The organism is Providencia sp. SP181 (assembly GCF_050446505.1).
Lineage (GTDB): Bacteria > Pseudomonadota > Gammaproteobacteria > Enterobacterales > Enterobacteriaceae > Providencia > Providencia vermicola.
Map to the genome: position 1 here is coordinate 43181 of NZ_JBBPXM010000003.1, position 15520 is coordinate 58700.

At 42.8% G+C, this 15520-nt stretch carries 12 protein-coding genes; 5 read left to right on the top strand and 7 right to left on the bottom strand.

Annotation, left to right across the window (positions count from 1 at the left end; translation table 11 throughout):
- Positions 1-70: 70 nt before the first annotated feature.
- Both AABS66_RS05930 and msrA read right to left on the bottom strand, forming a co-directional pair.
- Complete coding sequence (locus AABS66_RS05930) at positions 71-1438, bottom strand: hemolysin family protein (protein ID WP_206083195.1); 1368 nt, start codon at positions 1436-1438, stop codon at positions 71-73.
- A 466-nt stretch (positions 1439-1904) separates the two neighbouring features.
- Positions 1905-2546, bottom strand: coding sequence for a peptide-methionine (S)-S-oxide reductase MsrA (gene msrA, locus AABS66_RS05935; RefSeq protein ID WP_206083197.1), 642 nt, complete (start codon positions 2544-2546; stop codon positions 1905-1907).
- A 133-nt stretch (positions 2547-2679) separates the two neighbouring features.
- Between msrA and tamA the strand changes: the two genes are divergently transcribed.
- Genes tamA through AABS66_RS05950 form a run of 3 tightly spaced genes read left to right on the top strand, consistent with a single transcriptional unit; the run spans position 2680 to position 8546 of the window.
- Positions 2680-4422 (top strand): autotransporter assembly complex protein TamA, encoded by a 1743-nt coding sequence (gene tamA, locus AABS66_RS05940; RefSeq protein ID WP_206083198.1) that lies wholly within the window; start codon positions 2680-2682, stop codon positions 4420-4422.
- Complete coding sequence (gene tamB, locus AABS66_RS05945) at positions 4419-8195, top strand: autotransporter assembly complex protein TamB (protein WP_206083199.1); 3777 nt, start codon at positions 4419-4421, stop codon at positions 8193-8195. Before tamA ends, tamB begins: the two co-directional genes overlap by 4 nt.
- Before the next feature lie 3 nt (positions 8196-8198).
- Positions 8199-8546: a gamma-glutamylcyclotransferase family protein gene (locus AABS66_RS05950; protein WP_206083200.1), complete on the top strand. Its 348-nt coding sequence runs from the start codon at positions 8199-8201 to the stop codon at positions 8544-8546.
- Positions 8547-8676: 130 nt separating this feature from the next.
- Here the strand turns inward: AABS66_RS05950 and ppa are convergent, their stop codons facing one another.
- The gene (gene ppa / locus AABS66_RS05955; RefSeq protein ID WP_206083201.1) at positions 8677-9207 is read right to left on the bottom strand and encodes an inorganic diphosphatase; all 531 of its coding nucleotides are present in this window, start codon (positions 9205-9207) and stop codon (positions 8677-8679) included.
- Between the two features lie 211 nt (positions 9208-9418).
- Positions 9419-10426: a class 1 fructose-bisphosphatase gene (gene fbp / locus AABS66_RS05960; RefSeq protein WP_047756321.1), complete on the bottom strand. Its 1008-nt coding sequence runs from the start codon at positions 10424-10426 to the stop codon at positions 9419-9421.
- 165 nt (positions 10427-10591) lie between these two features.
- Between fbp and mpl the strand changes: the two genes are divergently transcribed.
- Positions 10592-11974: a UDP-N-acetylmuramate:L-alanyl-gamma-D-glutamyl-meso-diaminopimelate ligase gene (mpl, locus tag AABS66_RS05965; RefSeq protein ID WP_430224696.1), complete on the top strand. Its 1383-nt coding sequence runs from the start codon at positions 10592-10594 to the stop codon at positions 11972-11974.
- A 41-nt stretch (positions 11975-12015) separates the two neighbouring features.
- Here mpl and AABS66_RS05970 read toward each other — a convergent pair whose 3' ends face one another.
- Both AABS66_RS05970 and argR read right to left on the bottom strand, forming a co-directional pair.
- Positions 12016-12438, bottom strand: a complete 423-nt coding sequence (locus tag AABS66_RS05970) for a DUF6122 family protein (RefSeq protein ID WP_206083203.1) — start codon at positions 12436-12438, stop codon at positions 12016-12018.
- 85 nt (positions 12439-12523) lie between these two features.
- Positions 12524-12994: a transcriptional regulator ArgR gene (argR, locus tag AABS66_RS05975; RefSeq protein WP_225820573.1), complete on the bottom strand. Its 471-nt coding sequence runs from the start codon at positions 12992-12994 to the stop codon at positions 12524-12526.
- 495 nt (positions 12995-13489) lie between these two features.
- Here argR and mdh point away from each other — a divergent pair, with 495 nt between their 5' ends.
- Positions 13490-14428: a malate dehydrogenase gene (gene mdh / locus AABS66_RS05980; RefSeq protein WP_047756324.1), complete on the top strand. Its 939-nt coding sequence runs from the start codon at positions 13490-13492 to the stop codon at positions 14426-14428.
- 77 nt (positions 14429-14505) lie between these two features.
- Here mdh and AABS66_RS05985 read toward each other — a convergent pair whose 3' ends face one another.
- Entirely contained in the window at positions 14506-15480 is a 975-nt protein-coding gene (locus AABS66_RS05985) for a LysR family transcriptional regulator (protein WP_206083207.1), read from the bottom strand.
- Between the last annotated feature and the right edge of the window lie 40 nt (positions 15481-15520).

Genomic DNA, 15520 nt, shown 5'->3' on the forward strand with positions numbered 1-15520 from the left:
ATATTGTTTATTGATTAACAAAGCGCCACAGAAGGTGGCGCATTGAAAGAAACGGCTTCGCGAGTAAGCACTAGTGGCCAGTATTTTTTGTTTGCTGTTTTGCGTCAGCCGTTTCAATGGCACTTTTTCCTGGCTGTACAACGACGGGGGAAGGGGTAGAAGTAATCCGTGTGACAAGCAACTGGTCAATTTTGTAGTTGTCGATATCCACCACTTCAAACTTATAGCCTGCGTATTTCACGTAATCCGTACGTTTTGGCATTCTTCTCAAACGGTACATCATAAAACCAGCGATAGTTTCATAATTACTAAAGTCTGGAAAATCATCAATATCTAAAATACGTTGTACATCTTCGATAGGGGTTCCCCCATCGACTAGCCACGAGTTTTCATCACGAACGACGATTTGTTCTTCCTGTCCTGATCCGACTAAATCCCCCATTAGGGTAATCATAACGTCATTGATGGTAATGACCCCCATCACTAAGGCATATTCGTTGAGAATAACAGCAAAATCGACACCGTTATTTTTAAAGGCTTCTAGTGTATCTGATAGCGAGAGTGTATCTGGCACCATCAGAGTGCTACGGATATGTACGCCATCATTTAAGTTTAAACTTTGCCCATTCAGTACACGATTAAGTAACTCTTTGGAATCGACATAACCAATAACATGGTCAATATCCCCTTCACAAACGAGGAACTTTGAATGTGGCTGAGTGGAAATTTTATGTTTAATACTGTCTTCAGTTTCGTTTTTATCGAAGTAAATAATGCTTTCACGCGGTGTCATTGCCGATGGTACGGTGCGCGATTCTAATTCGAACACATTTTCAATTAATTCATGCTCTTGTTTACGCAAAACACCTGCAACGGCACCCGCTTCTACCACCGCAAAAATATCATCAGAAGTAATATCTTCATTGCGTGCGATAGGTAGTTTGAATAGTTTAAAAAATAGGTTAGCTAGGCCATTAAAGAACCAAACAAGGGGGCTTAATACCACTAAACAAAAGCGCATTGGATTAACAATGCGGATTGCGATGGCTTCTGGTTTCACCATACCAACGCGTTTTGGGGTTAAATCAGCCACTAAGATAAATAGGCTGGTCACGATAGTAAATGAGAGGACAAAGGCAATTTTTTGTGCCCACTCAGGGGATAAAAACTGAATGAAAACATCATATAAAGCAGGGGAAAATGCAGACTCGCCAACAATACCAGCAAGGATGGCAACCGCATTTAAGCCAATTTGCACCACGGTAAAAAACATACCAGGCATTTCTTGTAATTTCAGAACACGAGCCGCATTAATGTTACCTTCATCGGCCATTAACTTGAGTTTTATACGGCGGGAAGCAGCCAGTGAAATTTCTGACAAAGAGAAAAATGCGCTAATAGCACATAATAAAAGGACGATCAGTAAACTGTTGAGCATAAGTTATCCAGCCTTTCAAAGGGTGAATTTATAAAATTCAGAAATCTTTAAAGGCATAGTCTCGAATATTAAAATATATTGAGTAAGCAAATATACGGTGCGCGACATGCGCAAATTGTTGATATGTGTCGTTAGTATAGATGGCTGGCGAGATATTCGTCAATATTCTTCATTCTTCGCGCTGTAGGGGGAGTTGGCTTCTCTCAGCTACTCGGGTCAATATTCTTCATTCTTCGCGCTGTAGGGGGAGTTGGCTTCTCTCAGCTACTCGGGTCAATATTCTTCATTCTTCGCGCTGTAGGGGTGTTGGCTTCTCTCGGCTACTCGGGTCACATACTTGTGTATGCTCCCCAAGCTATCCTCGTTTGCCGCCTACCTACAGTACGAATAATTTTGAATATATATTTATTGTGGGAACCTAAATTAAAGAATAAAAAAATTAAATAAAAGAAGGATCAGTTATGTACTAAATAGTTAAAGACGGTGGCATGCAAACACCGATACCGCCTAAGCCACAATAACCATTTGGATTTTTATACAGATACTGCTGGTGGTAATCCTCAGCGAAATAAAAGGTTTCCAATGGCGTGATTTCTGTAGTGATTGGGCGAATATCGTTTTGTGCCTTCATGGCTTCTTGGTAGGCCTGCAACGTTTTCATCGCTTGCTGGTCTTGTTCTTCTGTTAATGTATAAATGCCTGAACGGTACTGGCTACCGATATCGCCCCCTTGGCGCATGCCTTGGGCGGGGTCGTGGTTTTCCCAAAATAGCGTTAATAGTTGAGCGTAACTGATAACTTGTGGATCAAAAACAACGCGTACAGCTTCTGCGTGGCCTGTTCGGCCTGAACAAACTTCTTCATAGGTTGGGTTAGGTGTCACCCCCCCGCAATAGCCTGCAGAGGTCGTGTAAACCCCCGGTTGCTGCCAAAATAATCGTTCTACTCCCCAAAAACAACCCATTGCAAAATAAGCTATTTCCATATTCTTAGGAATAATCTCAATCGAATGATGGCTAACAGCGTGATATGGTGAATAAGAAAGTGCGCTGGTTCTGCCATGCAGAGGCTGTGAAATATTTGCAGAGTGAAATTTATTAAAAGGCATAATGATTCCTATTGGTCTTGACCACACAAATAAGCTAAAAATTAGGATAAAAACTTGTGTCTCGCGCTAATTTTACTCAAAATAAATTGATATGAAGCCTTTAGTCAATCTTTTTACCACCTTAGGAGCAGGCGTGTCGAAATACCCTCTAATCTGTTTTCTCTGCTTAACTGCGGCTGTGCCAGTGGTATATGCAGCTAATCTTCGCCTTAATATAGAAGGACTTGAAGGACAACTTAATCAAAACGTTCGAGTACAGCTTTCTAATATATCCCAAGACGAAGTGGTGCCCAATGGCCGTTTTCGAGCGCGTGTCGAGAAAGCAATTCAGGAAGGTTTAAAGCCGCTGGGTTATTACGAACCGACTGTTGAATTTAGTTATGAAGAAAAAACACCGCCCGCACGCTCGATATTAACCGCAAAGGTGAATCCAGGTGAGCCTATCTTACTGAAAGGCGTGAAGGTCGAACTTCAAGGTGGGGCAAAAACAGATCCAGATTTTAAAGAGATGGTGTGGAAATTCACACCAAGGCTCGATATCGTGCAAAACGATGGTCACTATGAAGATTTTAAAGGCCGCTTTAGTAGTTTAGCGATTCGTAAAGGCTATTTCGACGCAGTGATGGAAAAGAGCCAGCTAGGGATTTCCCTCGATCACCATGCCGCATATTGGGATTTTGATTTTAATAGTGGCGAACGTTATCGGTTTGGCTCTATTTCTTATCAAGGTTCGCAAATTCGCTCAGATTACCTCAATAACCTCGCACCCTTTAAAGAAGGGGAATATTACACGTCAGAGCAACTTGCTGAGTTTAACCGTCGCTTAGCGGAAACAGGTTGGTTTTCTTCGGCGATTGTGACGCCAAATATTGCTAAAGCACGCGATGATGGTTCAGATGTATTGCCAATGGAAGGGGTTATGGTGCCTCGAGCGAGGAACTTTATCGAGCTTGGTGGCGGCTATGCAACGGACGTTGGGCCTCGCGTGAAAGCGACATGGAATAAACCGTGGGTTAATTCACGAGGCCAAAGTTTAACGTCAAGTATCAGCTTGTCCCAGCCTGAGCAATTGATTGATGCTAGCTATAAAATTCCCTTAAAAGCCAATCCACTTGAACAATATTATGCAGTGCAAGGTGGCTTTAAACGTACGGATTTGAATGATACCCAAGCGAATACAACGACGCTGAATGTATCTCGTAACTGGGAGTATTCATCGGGTTGGCAGTATGGCGTGAATATGCGCTGGATGCTGAGTAACTTTACTCAAGCTAACGTCACTAATACCACCATGCTGTTATATCCAGGCGCTTATGTTAGTCGCATTCGTCAGCGGGGTGGTGTTATGCCGACGTGGGGCGATAGCCAGCGTTATTCCATTGATTACTCAAATAAAATTTGGGGTTCTGATATCGACTTTGCAGTTTTACAAGCCAAAAATGTGTGGATCAGAACGCCGTGGGAGGGCCACCGTTTCGTTGTGCGTGGTAATGTAGGTTGGATTGAAACCAATGACTTTGACAAAGTGCCACCTGACTTACGTTTCTTCGCAGGGGGGGATGGTAGTGTTCGTGGTTATGGTTACCAAAAAATCTCACCAGAGGATAGTCGCGGTAAGCTCACAGGGGCATCAAAGCTAGTCGTTGGGTCAATTGAATACCAATATAATTTTACGGGAAACTGGTGGGGGGCGACCTTCGTGGATAGCGGCGAAGCCGTCAATGACATTAAAACCAGTGACTTCAAAACGGGGGCTGGTGTTGGTGTGCGTTGGGTTTCTCCTGTTGGGCCGATTAAATTTGACCTCGCAACACCGATTGGCGACTCCAATAATGACAAAATACAGTTTTACATCGGCTTGGGGACTGAATTATGAGGTGGTTGAAGTGGTTAAAATGGGTCAGTCTTGCCATTTTATTCATTCTGGTTCTGGTGATTGGTGCGCTTAGCTGGGTAATTGGCACAAAATCAGGTTTTCACTTTGCCTTAAATTCGGTAACACGCTTTGTCCCTGAATTAACTATTGATGGCATTGATGGTGATATTCGTGACCTCACCTTAACGGGTGTGAAATACCAAATGCCGGGTATAGATGTGAATGCAGGGAAACTGCATTTGGCCGTGAAACTAGGGTGTTTGACTAGTCGTGAACTGTGTATTAACACATTAGGTACGGAAAATGTCACGGTTAACGTTGATACCTCACAGCTTCCGCCATCGGAAGAGACTCCGCCTTCTGAGCCGTTGACAGAGCTAAAAGCGCCTTTAACTATCCGTTTAAGTCAGCTGTCATTTGTGGAAACGCATGTCATTGTGGATGGCATGGCTATCGATTTAGCAAAATTTACCACTGGGGCAACATGGGAAGGGAAGGCGATTACCCTCGCTCCAACGGATATTATTAATCTGGCAATTAATATTCCTGAAAGCTCGGATGTGAAGCCTGAAGAAGAAAAACAGCCAGACTTGACACCAATCAATGAGCAAAAATCCCTTGCGGATGAGCTTAAGGCGTTATTTTCGAAGCCATTACTAGCCGAATTACCAGAAGTTATTCTCCCTGTTGATTTAAATGTGGAAGGGATTAATGCCTCGAATTTCCAATTAACGGGCAGTACTGACGTTAAAATCAACCAATTGCACCTCAGTTTATCCAATCAAGGGCAGCAAGTATTGGTTAAACAGCTCAAAGTGGATGCGCCGCAAGGCAATGTGTCGTTATCGGGTACTGCAACGCTGCAAGATAAATGGCCAGTTTCATTGTCGGTTATTGGGGAAAGTCGTTTAGATGATTTGGATGGGCAGAAAGTCGATTTATCCCTTAAAGGTGGGTTGATTGATGAATTGAAATTGGCACTTAATTTACAAGGGCCAATTAATGCTACGCTTGATGCAGAAACTGACTTATCCCAAGCAGATTTGCCAATTTTACTCACCCTTGAAAGCGATAAACTTGCGTGGCCGTTAGTTGGGGATGCGCAATATCAATTAGATGGCACGCGCCTGCGTTTAAACGGTCGTCCATCAGCTTATGATTTGTCGTTGCGTTCTGCAATCACGGGGCAAGATTTACCCCCATCGACCTTGATGCTAGATGCAAAAGGTAACGAAGCGCAAATCAATTTAACGCGTTTACGCCTTGCCGCGTTGCAAGGAAATGCGGATATCACGGGTGTTGCTGATTGGAGCAAAGCCATTAGCTGGAATGCAATACTGACTTTGTCTGGGATCAATACAGCAAAACAGTATCCAGAATGGCCTGCAAAAGTGGACGGTAAGATTGCTACCCGTGGTAGTTTATACGGCGGTAGTTGGCAGTTAGATATCCCTGAAATTATGCTCGATGGTAATGTTAAAAATAACTTACTCAAAGCCCGTGGGCAGGCGAAAGGTAATGCCGCAGGCCAATGGGATATCCCTCATTTTAATTTAGCTTTAGGCAAGAATAATGTAGACGTTAAGGGCTCTCTTGCCGAGAAATGGAACCTTGATGCCAAAATTAGTGCGCCCGCACTAAACGGGTTATTGCCAGGGCTTGGTGGCGTGATTGCAGGGGATGTGAAATTACGCGGTAATTTACAAACGCCGGAAGCGTTGGTTGACCTGACTGCACGAGGCGTGAAATGGCAAAATGATCTCGCTATCGAAAATGTTGCTATCAAAGGTAATGTTGCGACTGGTGAGCAAATCAAAGGGGATTTATCTGTTGTTTTACGTCAGTTAAGACAAGGGGATTTAGTCGTTAGCAACTTGACGTTAGATGCCAAAGGTAGCGAAAAACAGCATACCCTGAAATTAAATATGAAAGGTGAACCTGTTTCTGGCCAGTTAGCATTAGCGGGTGGGTTTGATCGCCAAACTGAGGTGTGGAAAGGCACGTTATCAAATACGTTATTTGATACGGTGGTTGGCGAATGGCGCTTAAACCAAGCTATGTCACTCAATTATGCAAACCAAACGCAAGAAGTGACGATTGGCAGCCATTGCTGGGTAAATCCAAACGCGCGTTTGTGTGTGCCAAAACCTATTAAAGCAGGAAAAAGCGGCAGTGCGGACATTGTGTTAGAGCGTTTCGACTTAGCAATGATAAAACCGTTTATGCCAAAAGATACCCGTGTTAGCGGTGTGTTCAGTGGTAAAGCGAACGCGAGCTGGAAAGCGGATGGTAGCATGCCGCAAGTGCAGGTCGATCTACGTGGCAATGATGTGAAAGCGACCCAGTTTGTTGAAGGGACGCGTTTACCCATCGCATTCGATACGTTAACTCTCAGCGCCGCCTTGAAAAATGGTAAAGCAGACCTTAATTGGTTATTTGGCCTCGCCAATAACGGGCAGATGCGTGGAAACTTGCAAGTTTCAGATATTGAAAAACGCCGTTTGTTATCGGGAAATGTTGAAATCAACTCGATTACCTTGGATTTAATCAAACCGTTACTTGGTCAAAAAGAAGTGGCGAATGGCCGTTTAAATGCAAACCTTCGTTTAGGTGGTTCAGCGAATAACCCGCTGTTAAATGGGAACTTATCACTTTCTAGCTTAGAAATTAAATCTGCTATGATCCCGTTTGATATTAAAAGCGGTCATTTAGGCATTAATTTCAATGGCACGAGTTCGGTAATGAATGGGCAGATCAATACCCCTGAAGGGTATCTGAACATTGATGGTGATGCGGATTGGCGAAATATCAATGCGTGGCGTGCGAAAGTCATGGCGCGCGGGAACAACCTGCGTGTGTCCATGCCACCGATGATTAAAATTGATGTGCAACCTGATATTGTGTTTAATGCTTCGCCATCGCTCTTAACGTTAAGTGGTTCTGTGACTATTCCATGGGCAAGAATTACGGTTCAAGAGCTGCCTGAGTCAGCAGTTAGTGCGTCTTCTGATGTGGTGATGTTGGATAACAACTTGCAGCCGATAGAAGAAAAAGCGCCTTCTATTCCGATTCAAACCAATTTAGATATTAAAATTGGTAATGATGTACAGCTAGATGCATTTGGTCTAAAAGCGCGGTTAACGGGCTTACTGAAGGTATTGCAGAATAAGCAAGGGCTCAGCTTGAATGGGCAGATTGACATTCCTGCGGGGCGTTTCCGTGCTTATGGTCAGGACTTAATTGTCCGTAAAGGGCAAATTCAGTTCTCAGGACCTGCGGATCAACCGTTCTTAAATTTAGAGGCGATTCGTAATCCAGAGAACACGGCAGATGATGTTATTGCAGGTGTTAAGGTCACAGGGCTTGCAGACAAACCGAAAGTCGAGATATTCTCTGAGCCAGCCAAGACACAACAAGAAGCGCTTTCCTATCTGTTAAGAGGGGAAGGCTTAGAAAGTGGTGACGCAAATGGCTCCCAAATGACATCGATGATTATCGGCTTAGGTGTGGCTCAAAGTGGGCAACTGGTAGGTAAGATAGGTGAAACATTCGGGGTTTCTGATCTGGCACTCGATACTCAAGGTGTGGGCGATGGTTCCCAAGTTGTGGTGAGCGGTAAGATAACCAATGATTTACAAGTGAAGTATGGAGTTGGTATCTTTGACTCATTGGCAACCTTGACCTTACGCTATCGGTTAATGCCAAAATTGTATTTAGAAGCTGTGTCTGGTGTGAACCAGGCCTTGGATCTCCTTTACCAATTTGAGTTTTAGATTATGCGTGTAATTGTTTATGGCAGCTTAAGACAAAAGCAAGGAAATCATCACTGGATGACTTATGCTCAATTGTTAGGCGAGCACAAGCTAGAAGGCTATGAACTGTATGATCTTGGATTTTATCCCGCTGTGGTGAAAGGCGATGGAGCCATTGAGTGCGAAGTGTACCGCATCAACCCATCGATTTTGACCGAGCTAGATGAGCTAAAGAAAAACTCCCAGGATTATGTAAGAGAGTTGATCCCAACGCCATATGGCAACGCTTGGATTTATCTGTATAAGCATTCGGTTGATGGCCTGCGCCAAATTAAAAGCGGCGACTGGCTCAAACGTGATGAAGAAAAATAACCACACACTATTTTGTTGAGTGGACAATGTGCAGTACGCCGGCAATATTGCCGGCGTTTTTACATTTAAAGGCATAAAAAAAGCTCTGGGGTTAACCAGAGCCTTCAATAATATTTCCTGAAGGGGAAAATTATTTTTTCGCAGCGCGCTCGAAAGAGGCGATAATTTCCGCTTTAGCAGCTTCTGCGTTATCCCAACCATCAACTTTAACCCACTTACCTTTTTCTAAATCTTTGTAATGTTCAAAGAAGTGAGTGATTTGTGCTTTCAGTAACTCAGGGATATCGTTCACATCTTTAATGTGGTCGTATTCTTTGCTCAGTTTAGTGTGTGGAACAGCCACTAATTTCGCATCTTCACCTGATTCATCGGTCATTTTCAGGACGCCAACTGGGCGACAACGAATAACAGAACCAGGTTGTAATGGGTATGGTGTTGGGACTAACACGTCAACTGGGTCGCCATCTAAAGACAGTGTGTTGTTGATATAACCGTAGTTGCATGGATAGAACATTGCTGTTGACATGAAACGGTCTACAAACAGCGCGCCAGATTCTTTATCAACTTCGTATTTGATAGGATCTGCGTTAGCTGGAATTTCGATGATAACGTAGATATCTTCTGGCAGATCTTTACCTGCCGGTACATTGTTCAGGCCCATTTAAATGTATCCTTTGTGTGAATAATGAATTTACCCGTTTACTATTAACGTACTGATTAAATAGTGTTAGTTATCGACTTTCAAGTCGCTCACATTTTCGGGTAGATAGCGTGGGGGACATTATAGCCGCAAAAAGGGGAAAAACTCACTAGTTGGCGAAAAAAAGGGACAAAAAAGGCGGGAAATCCCGCCTGAGCATTAGTGAATTAGATTATTCAGCGTCTGGGAATTCACGCATGAATGATTCAGCTTTTTCCACCATAGATTCGGTTCCGACGAAGAACGGAGCACGTTGGTGTAATTCACTTGGAATAATATCTAAAATACGGTTCGCACCATCGCTTGCTTTACCGCCAGCTTGTTCAGCTAAGAATGCAATTGGATTGCACTCATACAGTAGGCGCAGTTTTCCATTTGGGTGACTTGCTGTGCTTGGGTAGATATAGATACCCCCTTTGAGCAAATTACGGTGGAAGTCTGCCACTAAAGAGCCAATATAGCGCGTGGTATAAGGGCGGTTAGTTGCTTTATCTTCTTCTTGGCAGTATTTAATGTACTTTTTAACACCCATAGGGAACTTGATATAGTTACCTTCGTTAATGGAGTACATTTTGCCTTCCGATGGGAACATGACTTTCTCATGAGATAAGCAGAATACGCCTAATGATGGGTCGTAAGTAAACGCATGCACACCAACCCCTGTGGTATAAACCAACATGGTTGATGAACCGTAAACAACGTAACCTGCAGCAACTTGGCGGTTACCTGGTTGCAGGAAGTCTGCTTCAGTCACAGGTTGGCCAATTGGTGTAATACGGTGGTAAATTGAGAAAATTGTCCCGACGGAAACGTTTACATCGATATTCGAAGAACCATCTAGTGGGTCCATTAATACGACATATTTTGCGTTTTCTGCACGGTCTCCTTCGAAAATGACAATTTCGTCTTCTTCTTCAGAGGCGATACCAGCGACTTCTCCGCGTGCTTTTAGGGCCGCTTTCAGTTTTTCGTTTGCATACAGGTCAAGCTTCATCTGGACTTCACCTTGAATATTCGAAACACCATTAGTGCCAAGAATATCGACGAGTCCAGCTTTGTTAATATCACGGTGGATAATTTTAGCGCCCAGTTTAATTGCTGACAGCAGTGACGTCAGCTCACCTGTTGCATGAGGAAAATCTTGTTGCTTTTCGACGATGAATTCGCCTAATGTTTTCATGACGAAGGTCCTGAATAAAATTGACAAAGGTTTTGCGGGACGATTATACCCCGCGCGGGGGAGAGTTTAACTAAATAAAAAAAAGATTAATAGGTTAATGCATTTATAAACCTGCTATTGATGGGTAGAATAGTGACAAACCTCATGCTAATTGGATGAAAAAGAATGCACATACATATTTTAGGTATATGCGGTACCTTTATGGGAAGTTTAGCAATATTGGCGCGATCTTTAGGCCATAAAGTGACGGGATCAGATGCAAATGTTTATCCACCAATGAGCACATTGCTTGAAAATCAAGGCATTGAGCTTATTCAAGGTTATGACCCTGCTCAGCTCGAACCGATCCCAGATATGGTGGTGATTGGCAATGCCATGACGCGTGGTAACCCGTGTGTTGAAGCTGTATTAGAACGAGGTTTACCTTATACTTCAGGCCCTCAATGGTTACATGACCACGTATTACCTGAGCGTTGGGTACTTGCTGTGGCGGGAACACATGGTAAAACCACGACAGCAGGAATGTTAGCGTGGATCTTAGAAGACTGCGGTTATAAGCCAGGCTTCTTAATTGGTGGTGTGCCAGGCAATTTTGATGTGTCCGCTAAACTTGGCGAAAGCCCATTTTTTGTGATTGAAGCCGATGAGTATGATTGTGCATTCTTCGATAAACGCTCAAAATTTGTGCATTACAGTCCAAAAACCTTGGTTTTGAATAACCTTGAGTTCGACCATGCGGATATTTTCGAAAATCTCGAAGCAATTCAAAAACAATTTCATCACCTTGTTCGTATCGTCCCTGCCAGTGGAAAAATCTTTACCCCAGACAATGACAATCATTTAAAACAAGTGATTGGCATGGGGTGTTGGAGTGAGCAAGAGCTGGTGGGCGGTGAACATGGCGAATGGCAAGGGGTGAAGCTAAACCACGATGGTAGCCACTTTGAAGTGTATTTTCAGCAAGAAAAAGTGGGCGAAGTCTCTTGGTCACAAGTGGGTAACCACAATATCCAAAATGGTTTGATGGCGATTGCAGCTGCTCACCATGTTGGTGTACCTGCTAAAGAGGCTTGTATTGCATTGAGTAAATTTATCAATGCACGTCGTCGCCTTGAATTGCGTGGTGTGGAAAATGGTGTCAGCGTTTATGATGATTTTGCGCATCACCCAACCGCAATTTTGGCAACACTCGAAGCGTTGCGTAGCAAAGTGGGTGGGACTTCACGAATTATTGCTGTGTTAGAGCCCCGTTCAAATACCATGAAAATGGGGGTGAATAAAAATGACATTGCGCCTGCTTTAGGCCGTGCAGATGAAGTCTTTTTATTCCAACCAACCAATATTCCGTGGATGGTCACTGACATCGCTGAAAAGTGCGTTCAGCCCGCTCGCTGGAGCGCGGATATTGACACACTGACGAACATGGTGATTGAAGCTGCACAGCCTGGTGACCATATACTTGTCATGAGCAATGGTGGCTTTGAGGGCATCCATGGGAAATTGCTAGCGGGTTTGAAAGCGAAAGCGGAAACTGAAGTAGATGAGTAATTAAGCCTACTGATAATAGTCTAGATAGACCCCAGTGTTCATTAAGATTGCTGGGGTTTTTTAATGTCTGATGTATCGAATGGGCATTGGTCTATCACCCAGCTTAATGTTACTGGGTTATTCATTTCTTTTTTTAGGCTGCCCATATAGCAATCGAGTGAATCGGTAAAAAGATGGAATAAGCACCCGACAGCTACAGCTTTAAGCTTCCAGGATGGCATAAACAGTAAAATGACATAGGCAATCGCGGCCCAAAGGGAATGAAGGGGATGGAAGCCAATGCCACAGCGATCAGGGTCAAAAATAGGGTCTGCTAATAAGTGGTCTAAATCGATAGCCATTGTTGCAATCATAATCAATGCGGCTAACTTCCAATTTTTTCGCCAAAATAGATAGGCGAACAAAATTGGCATCAAAAAATGAAAGCCGTAATGCACAATATTGCGAAAAACTTCGAATAGCACGGTAAAGCCCCTAATCTTTGGCTTAAATAAAAAAGGGAAAGTCGATACTTTCCCCCTTAGTTTGGCATCAAACGATTGATGTCAATTAGAGCTCTTGCTCGAATAACGCTAAAATCGCTTCGTATAGCTCTTTCGTCGTGAAGTTATTCGCTGGTGTAGAGAAAATCGTATCATCCCCTGCAATACTCCCTAAAATACCTTCGGCTTTACCTAATGAGTCTAGTAAGCGAGCAATTAATTGAGCTGCGCCTGGGCTAGTTCTAATTACCACAACTGATGGGTTGTAATCGATATCCAAAACGAGGTTTTTCAATGGACTGGTGGCGGTTGGCACACCAGGCTCACTTGGCAAGCAATACACCATTTCCATTTTCGCATTACGAGTGCGAACAGCGCCAAACTTGGTGAGCATTCTGGAAATTTTAGATTGATTAATGTTTTCGTAGCCTTCTTCCTGCAAAGCCGTGACAATTTCAGCCTGAGAGCTAAATTTTTCTTCTTTGAGTAGGGCTTTAAAAGCCTTAACTAAGTCTTCTTGTTTAGACGGAGTACGCATAATTAACCCATTCATCGGCATTAAACTAAGTTGTATTATCCGTAAAAGTGCATTTTTATGCAACAAAATTGCGTTATGATGATTTAATAATCAATGATAATGGAATCTTTTAGGTTTTATGTTGTTTTATTTACAGCGCTAAAAGTCAATTTATCTTAAATTGTTAGTGTGGAAAATTAGCATAATATATCAATGAATTTAGCTTATTAAAGTTGTAAGTTTATTGTTAATAAAAGGGTTTGTGCTTGAATAATGAACAGTAAAAACAACTTATTGTGCGAAAAGCAATAGTGAGAAAAACTATTTGTTAAAAAAGTGCCCGTTATCTCATTAACAGATAAGGAATTTGTTTAGAATAGGGGGAATTAGTCAACAAATTCTCTAGCGTTAAACTCTCTCTCTATCTGTTAAGAAATTGTTTTTTATACGTAATGCGTTTAGTGCATAACCAAATAAAGTCATATTTTTTTAAAGTACAAATTAAGGAGTTTCAGAATGAAAGTTGCAGTCCTAGGTGCAGCAGGTGGTATCGGTCAGGCTCTCGCCCTTCTTCTCAAAAATCAGCTTCCAGCTGGTTCAGAACTCTCCCTCTACGACATCGCACCGGTTACTCCAGGTGTTGCTGCTGACTTAAGCCACATCCCAACAGACGTTAAAGTGGCTGGTTTTGCTGGTGAAGATGCGAAACCTGCACTGAAAGGTGCGGATATTGTTCTTATCTCTGCGGGTGTTGCACGTAAACCTGGCATGGACCGTTCAGACCTGTTTAACATTAACGCAGGCATCGTTCGTAACCTTGTTCAACAAATCGCAGAAACTTGCCCGAAAGCATTAATTGGTATTATCACTAACCCAGTGAACACAACTGTTGCAATCGCTGCCGAAGTTCTGAAAAAAGCAGGTGTATACGACAAAAACCGTTTATTCGGTGTGACAACATTAGATATCATCCGTTCTAATACTTTTGTTGCGGAATTAAAAGGCAAAAACGTCAACGATATCGAAGTTCCAGTTATCGGTGGTCACTCTGGCGTGACGATCCTGCCTCTGTTATCACAAATTGAAGGTGTAAGCTTCTCTGATGACGAAATCGCAGCATTAACTAAACGTATCCAAAATGCAGGTACTGAAGTGGTTGAAGCAAAAGCCGGTGGCGGATCAGCGACACTGTCTATGGGACAAGCAGCAGCACGTTTAGGTTTATCTTTAATTCGTGGTCTGCAAGGTGAAAGCAACGTGGTTGAGTGTGTTTACACTGAAGGTGAAGGCCAACATGCACGTTTCTTCGCACAACCTGTTGTTTTAGGTAAAAACGGTATCGAAAAACACCTGCCAATTGGCAAATTAAGCGCATTTGAAGAAAAAGCGCTGAAAGACATGTTAGATGTCCTGAAAGCGGATATCGAATTAGGTGAAAAATTCATTAATGGCTAATGCTAATTAATTTTTCCTAATCGAAAAGGTTGAGTTTCTTTTTATAGAACTCAACCTTTTTAATTTCTATGAGACGACTACGAGGCATGCTGTCGCATCCAATGATCCCAGTGTGGATCTGACGGTATTTTTTCCACTAAAAAATCAATAAATGTTCTGATTTTCGGTGAGTGTGTATGAGCTGGGTGATATAACGCATACAGTGCAAATGGTGTCGATTTGGGGTCATAATCCAGCAAGACAGGGATCAGCTCGCCATTTTCAATATAATTGCCTAACATATATGTGGGTAAGCAAACAATGCCCTGGTGGCAACGTGCAGCTTCTAATAAACCTAAGCTACTATTCACCTCAATCATATTATTAATTTCCAAAGGATAAGCGCTACCATCTTTATCCGTCATTCGCCATGTGTCAGGAATATTCGGGTTAATTAAGCAATTATGTAATGCAATATCGGCGGGGGACTGAGGAATACCATAACGCTCAAAATACGTCCGACTACCACAATATACCCAGTTAATGTTGCAAATTTTTCGTAGCGCAAAATTCTCAGGCGGGTGACTAGTAATACGTAATGCAATATCAAAATCCACTTCATTTAAATTAATTAGCTCATCATTAAGGTCAACGGATAAACTGACTTTGGGATTCGTTTCGCGGTATTCACTGTAGATTTGCATTAAATGGCAGACACCAAATGCAATGGAACAGGTGATCTTTAATTGCCCTTGAGCATGTTGGTAGAAACTTGCGGTATTGATCAGAGAGTCATCAAGATCAGCCAATAAGTTTTGCGATCTCTGCAATAAATAGCGCCCGGCATCGGTCAAAATAAAATTTCGGGTTGTTCGTTTTAGCAAGACTACACCCAATTGATCTTCTAGCTGCTGTAGCCCTCGGCTGACGGATGACGGCGTTACATTCAGCTTCTTCGCCGCTAGGCTAAAGCTATTACATTCGACGATTTTGATAAATAACTCTAAATGTCGAAAAATCGCGTAGCTGTCAATTTTTGCTTTGAACGCAAAAGTGTTTTTATTTATTAGCATTGTCCCGCCCTATCAAACCCATTTATTCCAGCATACTATA

What these genes read in the sequence shown, in the direction of transcription:
- msrA (WP_206083197.1), bottom strand. Translation starts at nt 2,546, where the DNA reads ATGCCTTTTAATAAATTTCACTCTGCAAATATTTCACAGCCTCTGCAT.
- AABS66_RS05985 (WP_206083207.1), bottom strand. Translation starts at nt 15,480, where the DNA reads ATGCTAATAAATAAAAACACTTTTGCGTTCAAAGCAAAAATTGACAGC.
- mpl (WP_430224696.1), top strand. Translation starts at nt 10,592, where the DNA reads ATGCACATACATATTTTAGGTATATGCGGTACCTTTATGGGAAGTTTA.
- ppa (WP_206083201.1), bottom strand. Translation starts at nt 9,207, where the DNA reads ATGGGCCTGAACAATGTACCGGCAGGTAAAGATCTGCCAGAAGATATC.
- argR (WP_225820573.1), bottom strand. Translation starts at nt 12,994, where the DNA reads ATGCGTACTCCGTCTAAACAAGAAGACTTAGTTAAGGCTTTTAAAGCC.
- fbp (WP_047756321.1), bottom strand. Translation starts at nt 10,426, where the DNA reads ATGAAAACATTAGGCGAATTCATCGTCGAAAAGCAACAAGATTTTCCT.
- mdh (WP_047756324.1), top strand. Translation starts at nt 13,490, where the DNA reads ATGAAAGTTGCAGTCCTAGGTGCAGCAGGTGGTATCGGTCAGGCTCTC.
- AABS66_RS05950 (WP_206083200.1), top strand. Translation starts at nt 8,199, where the DNA reads ATGCGTGTAATTGTTTATGGCAGCTTAAGACAAAAGCAAGGAAATCAT.
- AABS66_RS05930 (WP_206083195.1), bottom strand. Translation starts at nt 1,438, where the DNA reads ATGCTCAACAGTTTACTGATCGTCCTTTTATTATGTGCTATTAGCGCA.
- tamB (WP_206083199.1), top strand. Translation starts at nt 4,419, where the DNA reads ATGAGGTGGTTGAAGTGGTTAAAATGGGTCAGTCTTGCCATTTTATTC.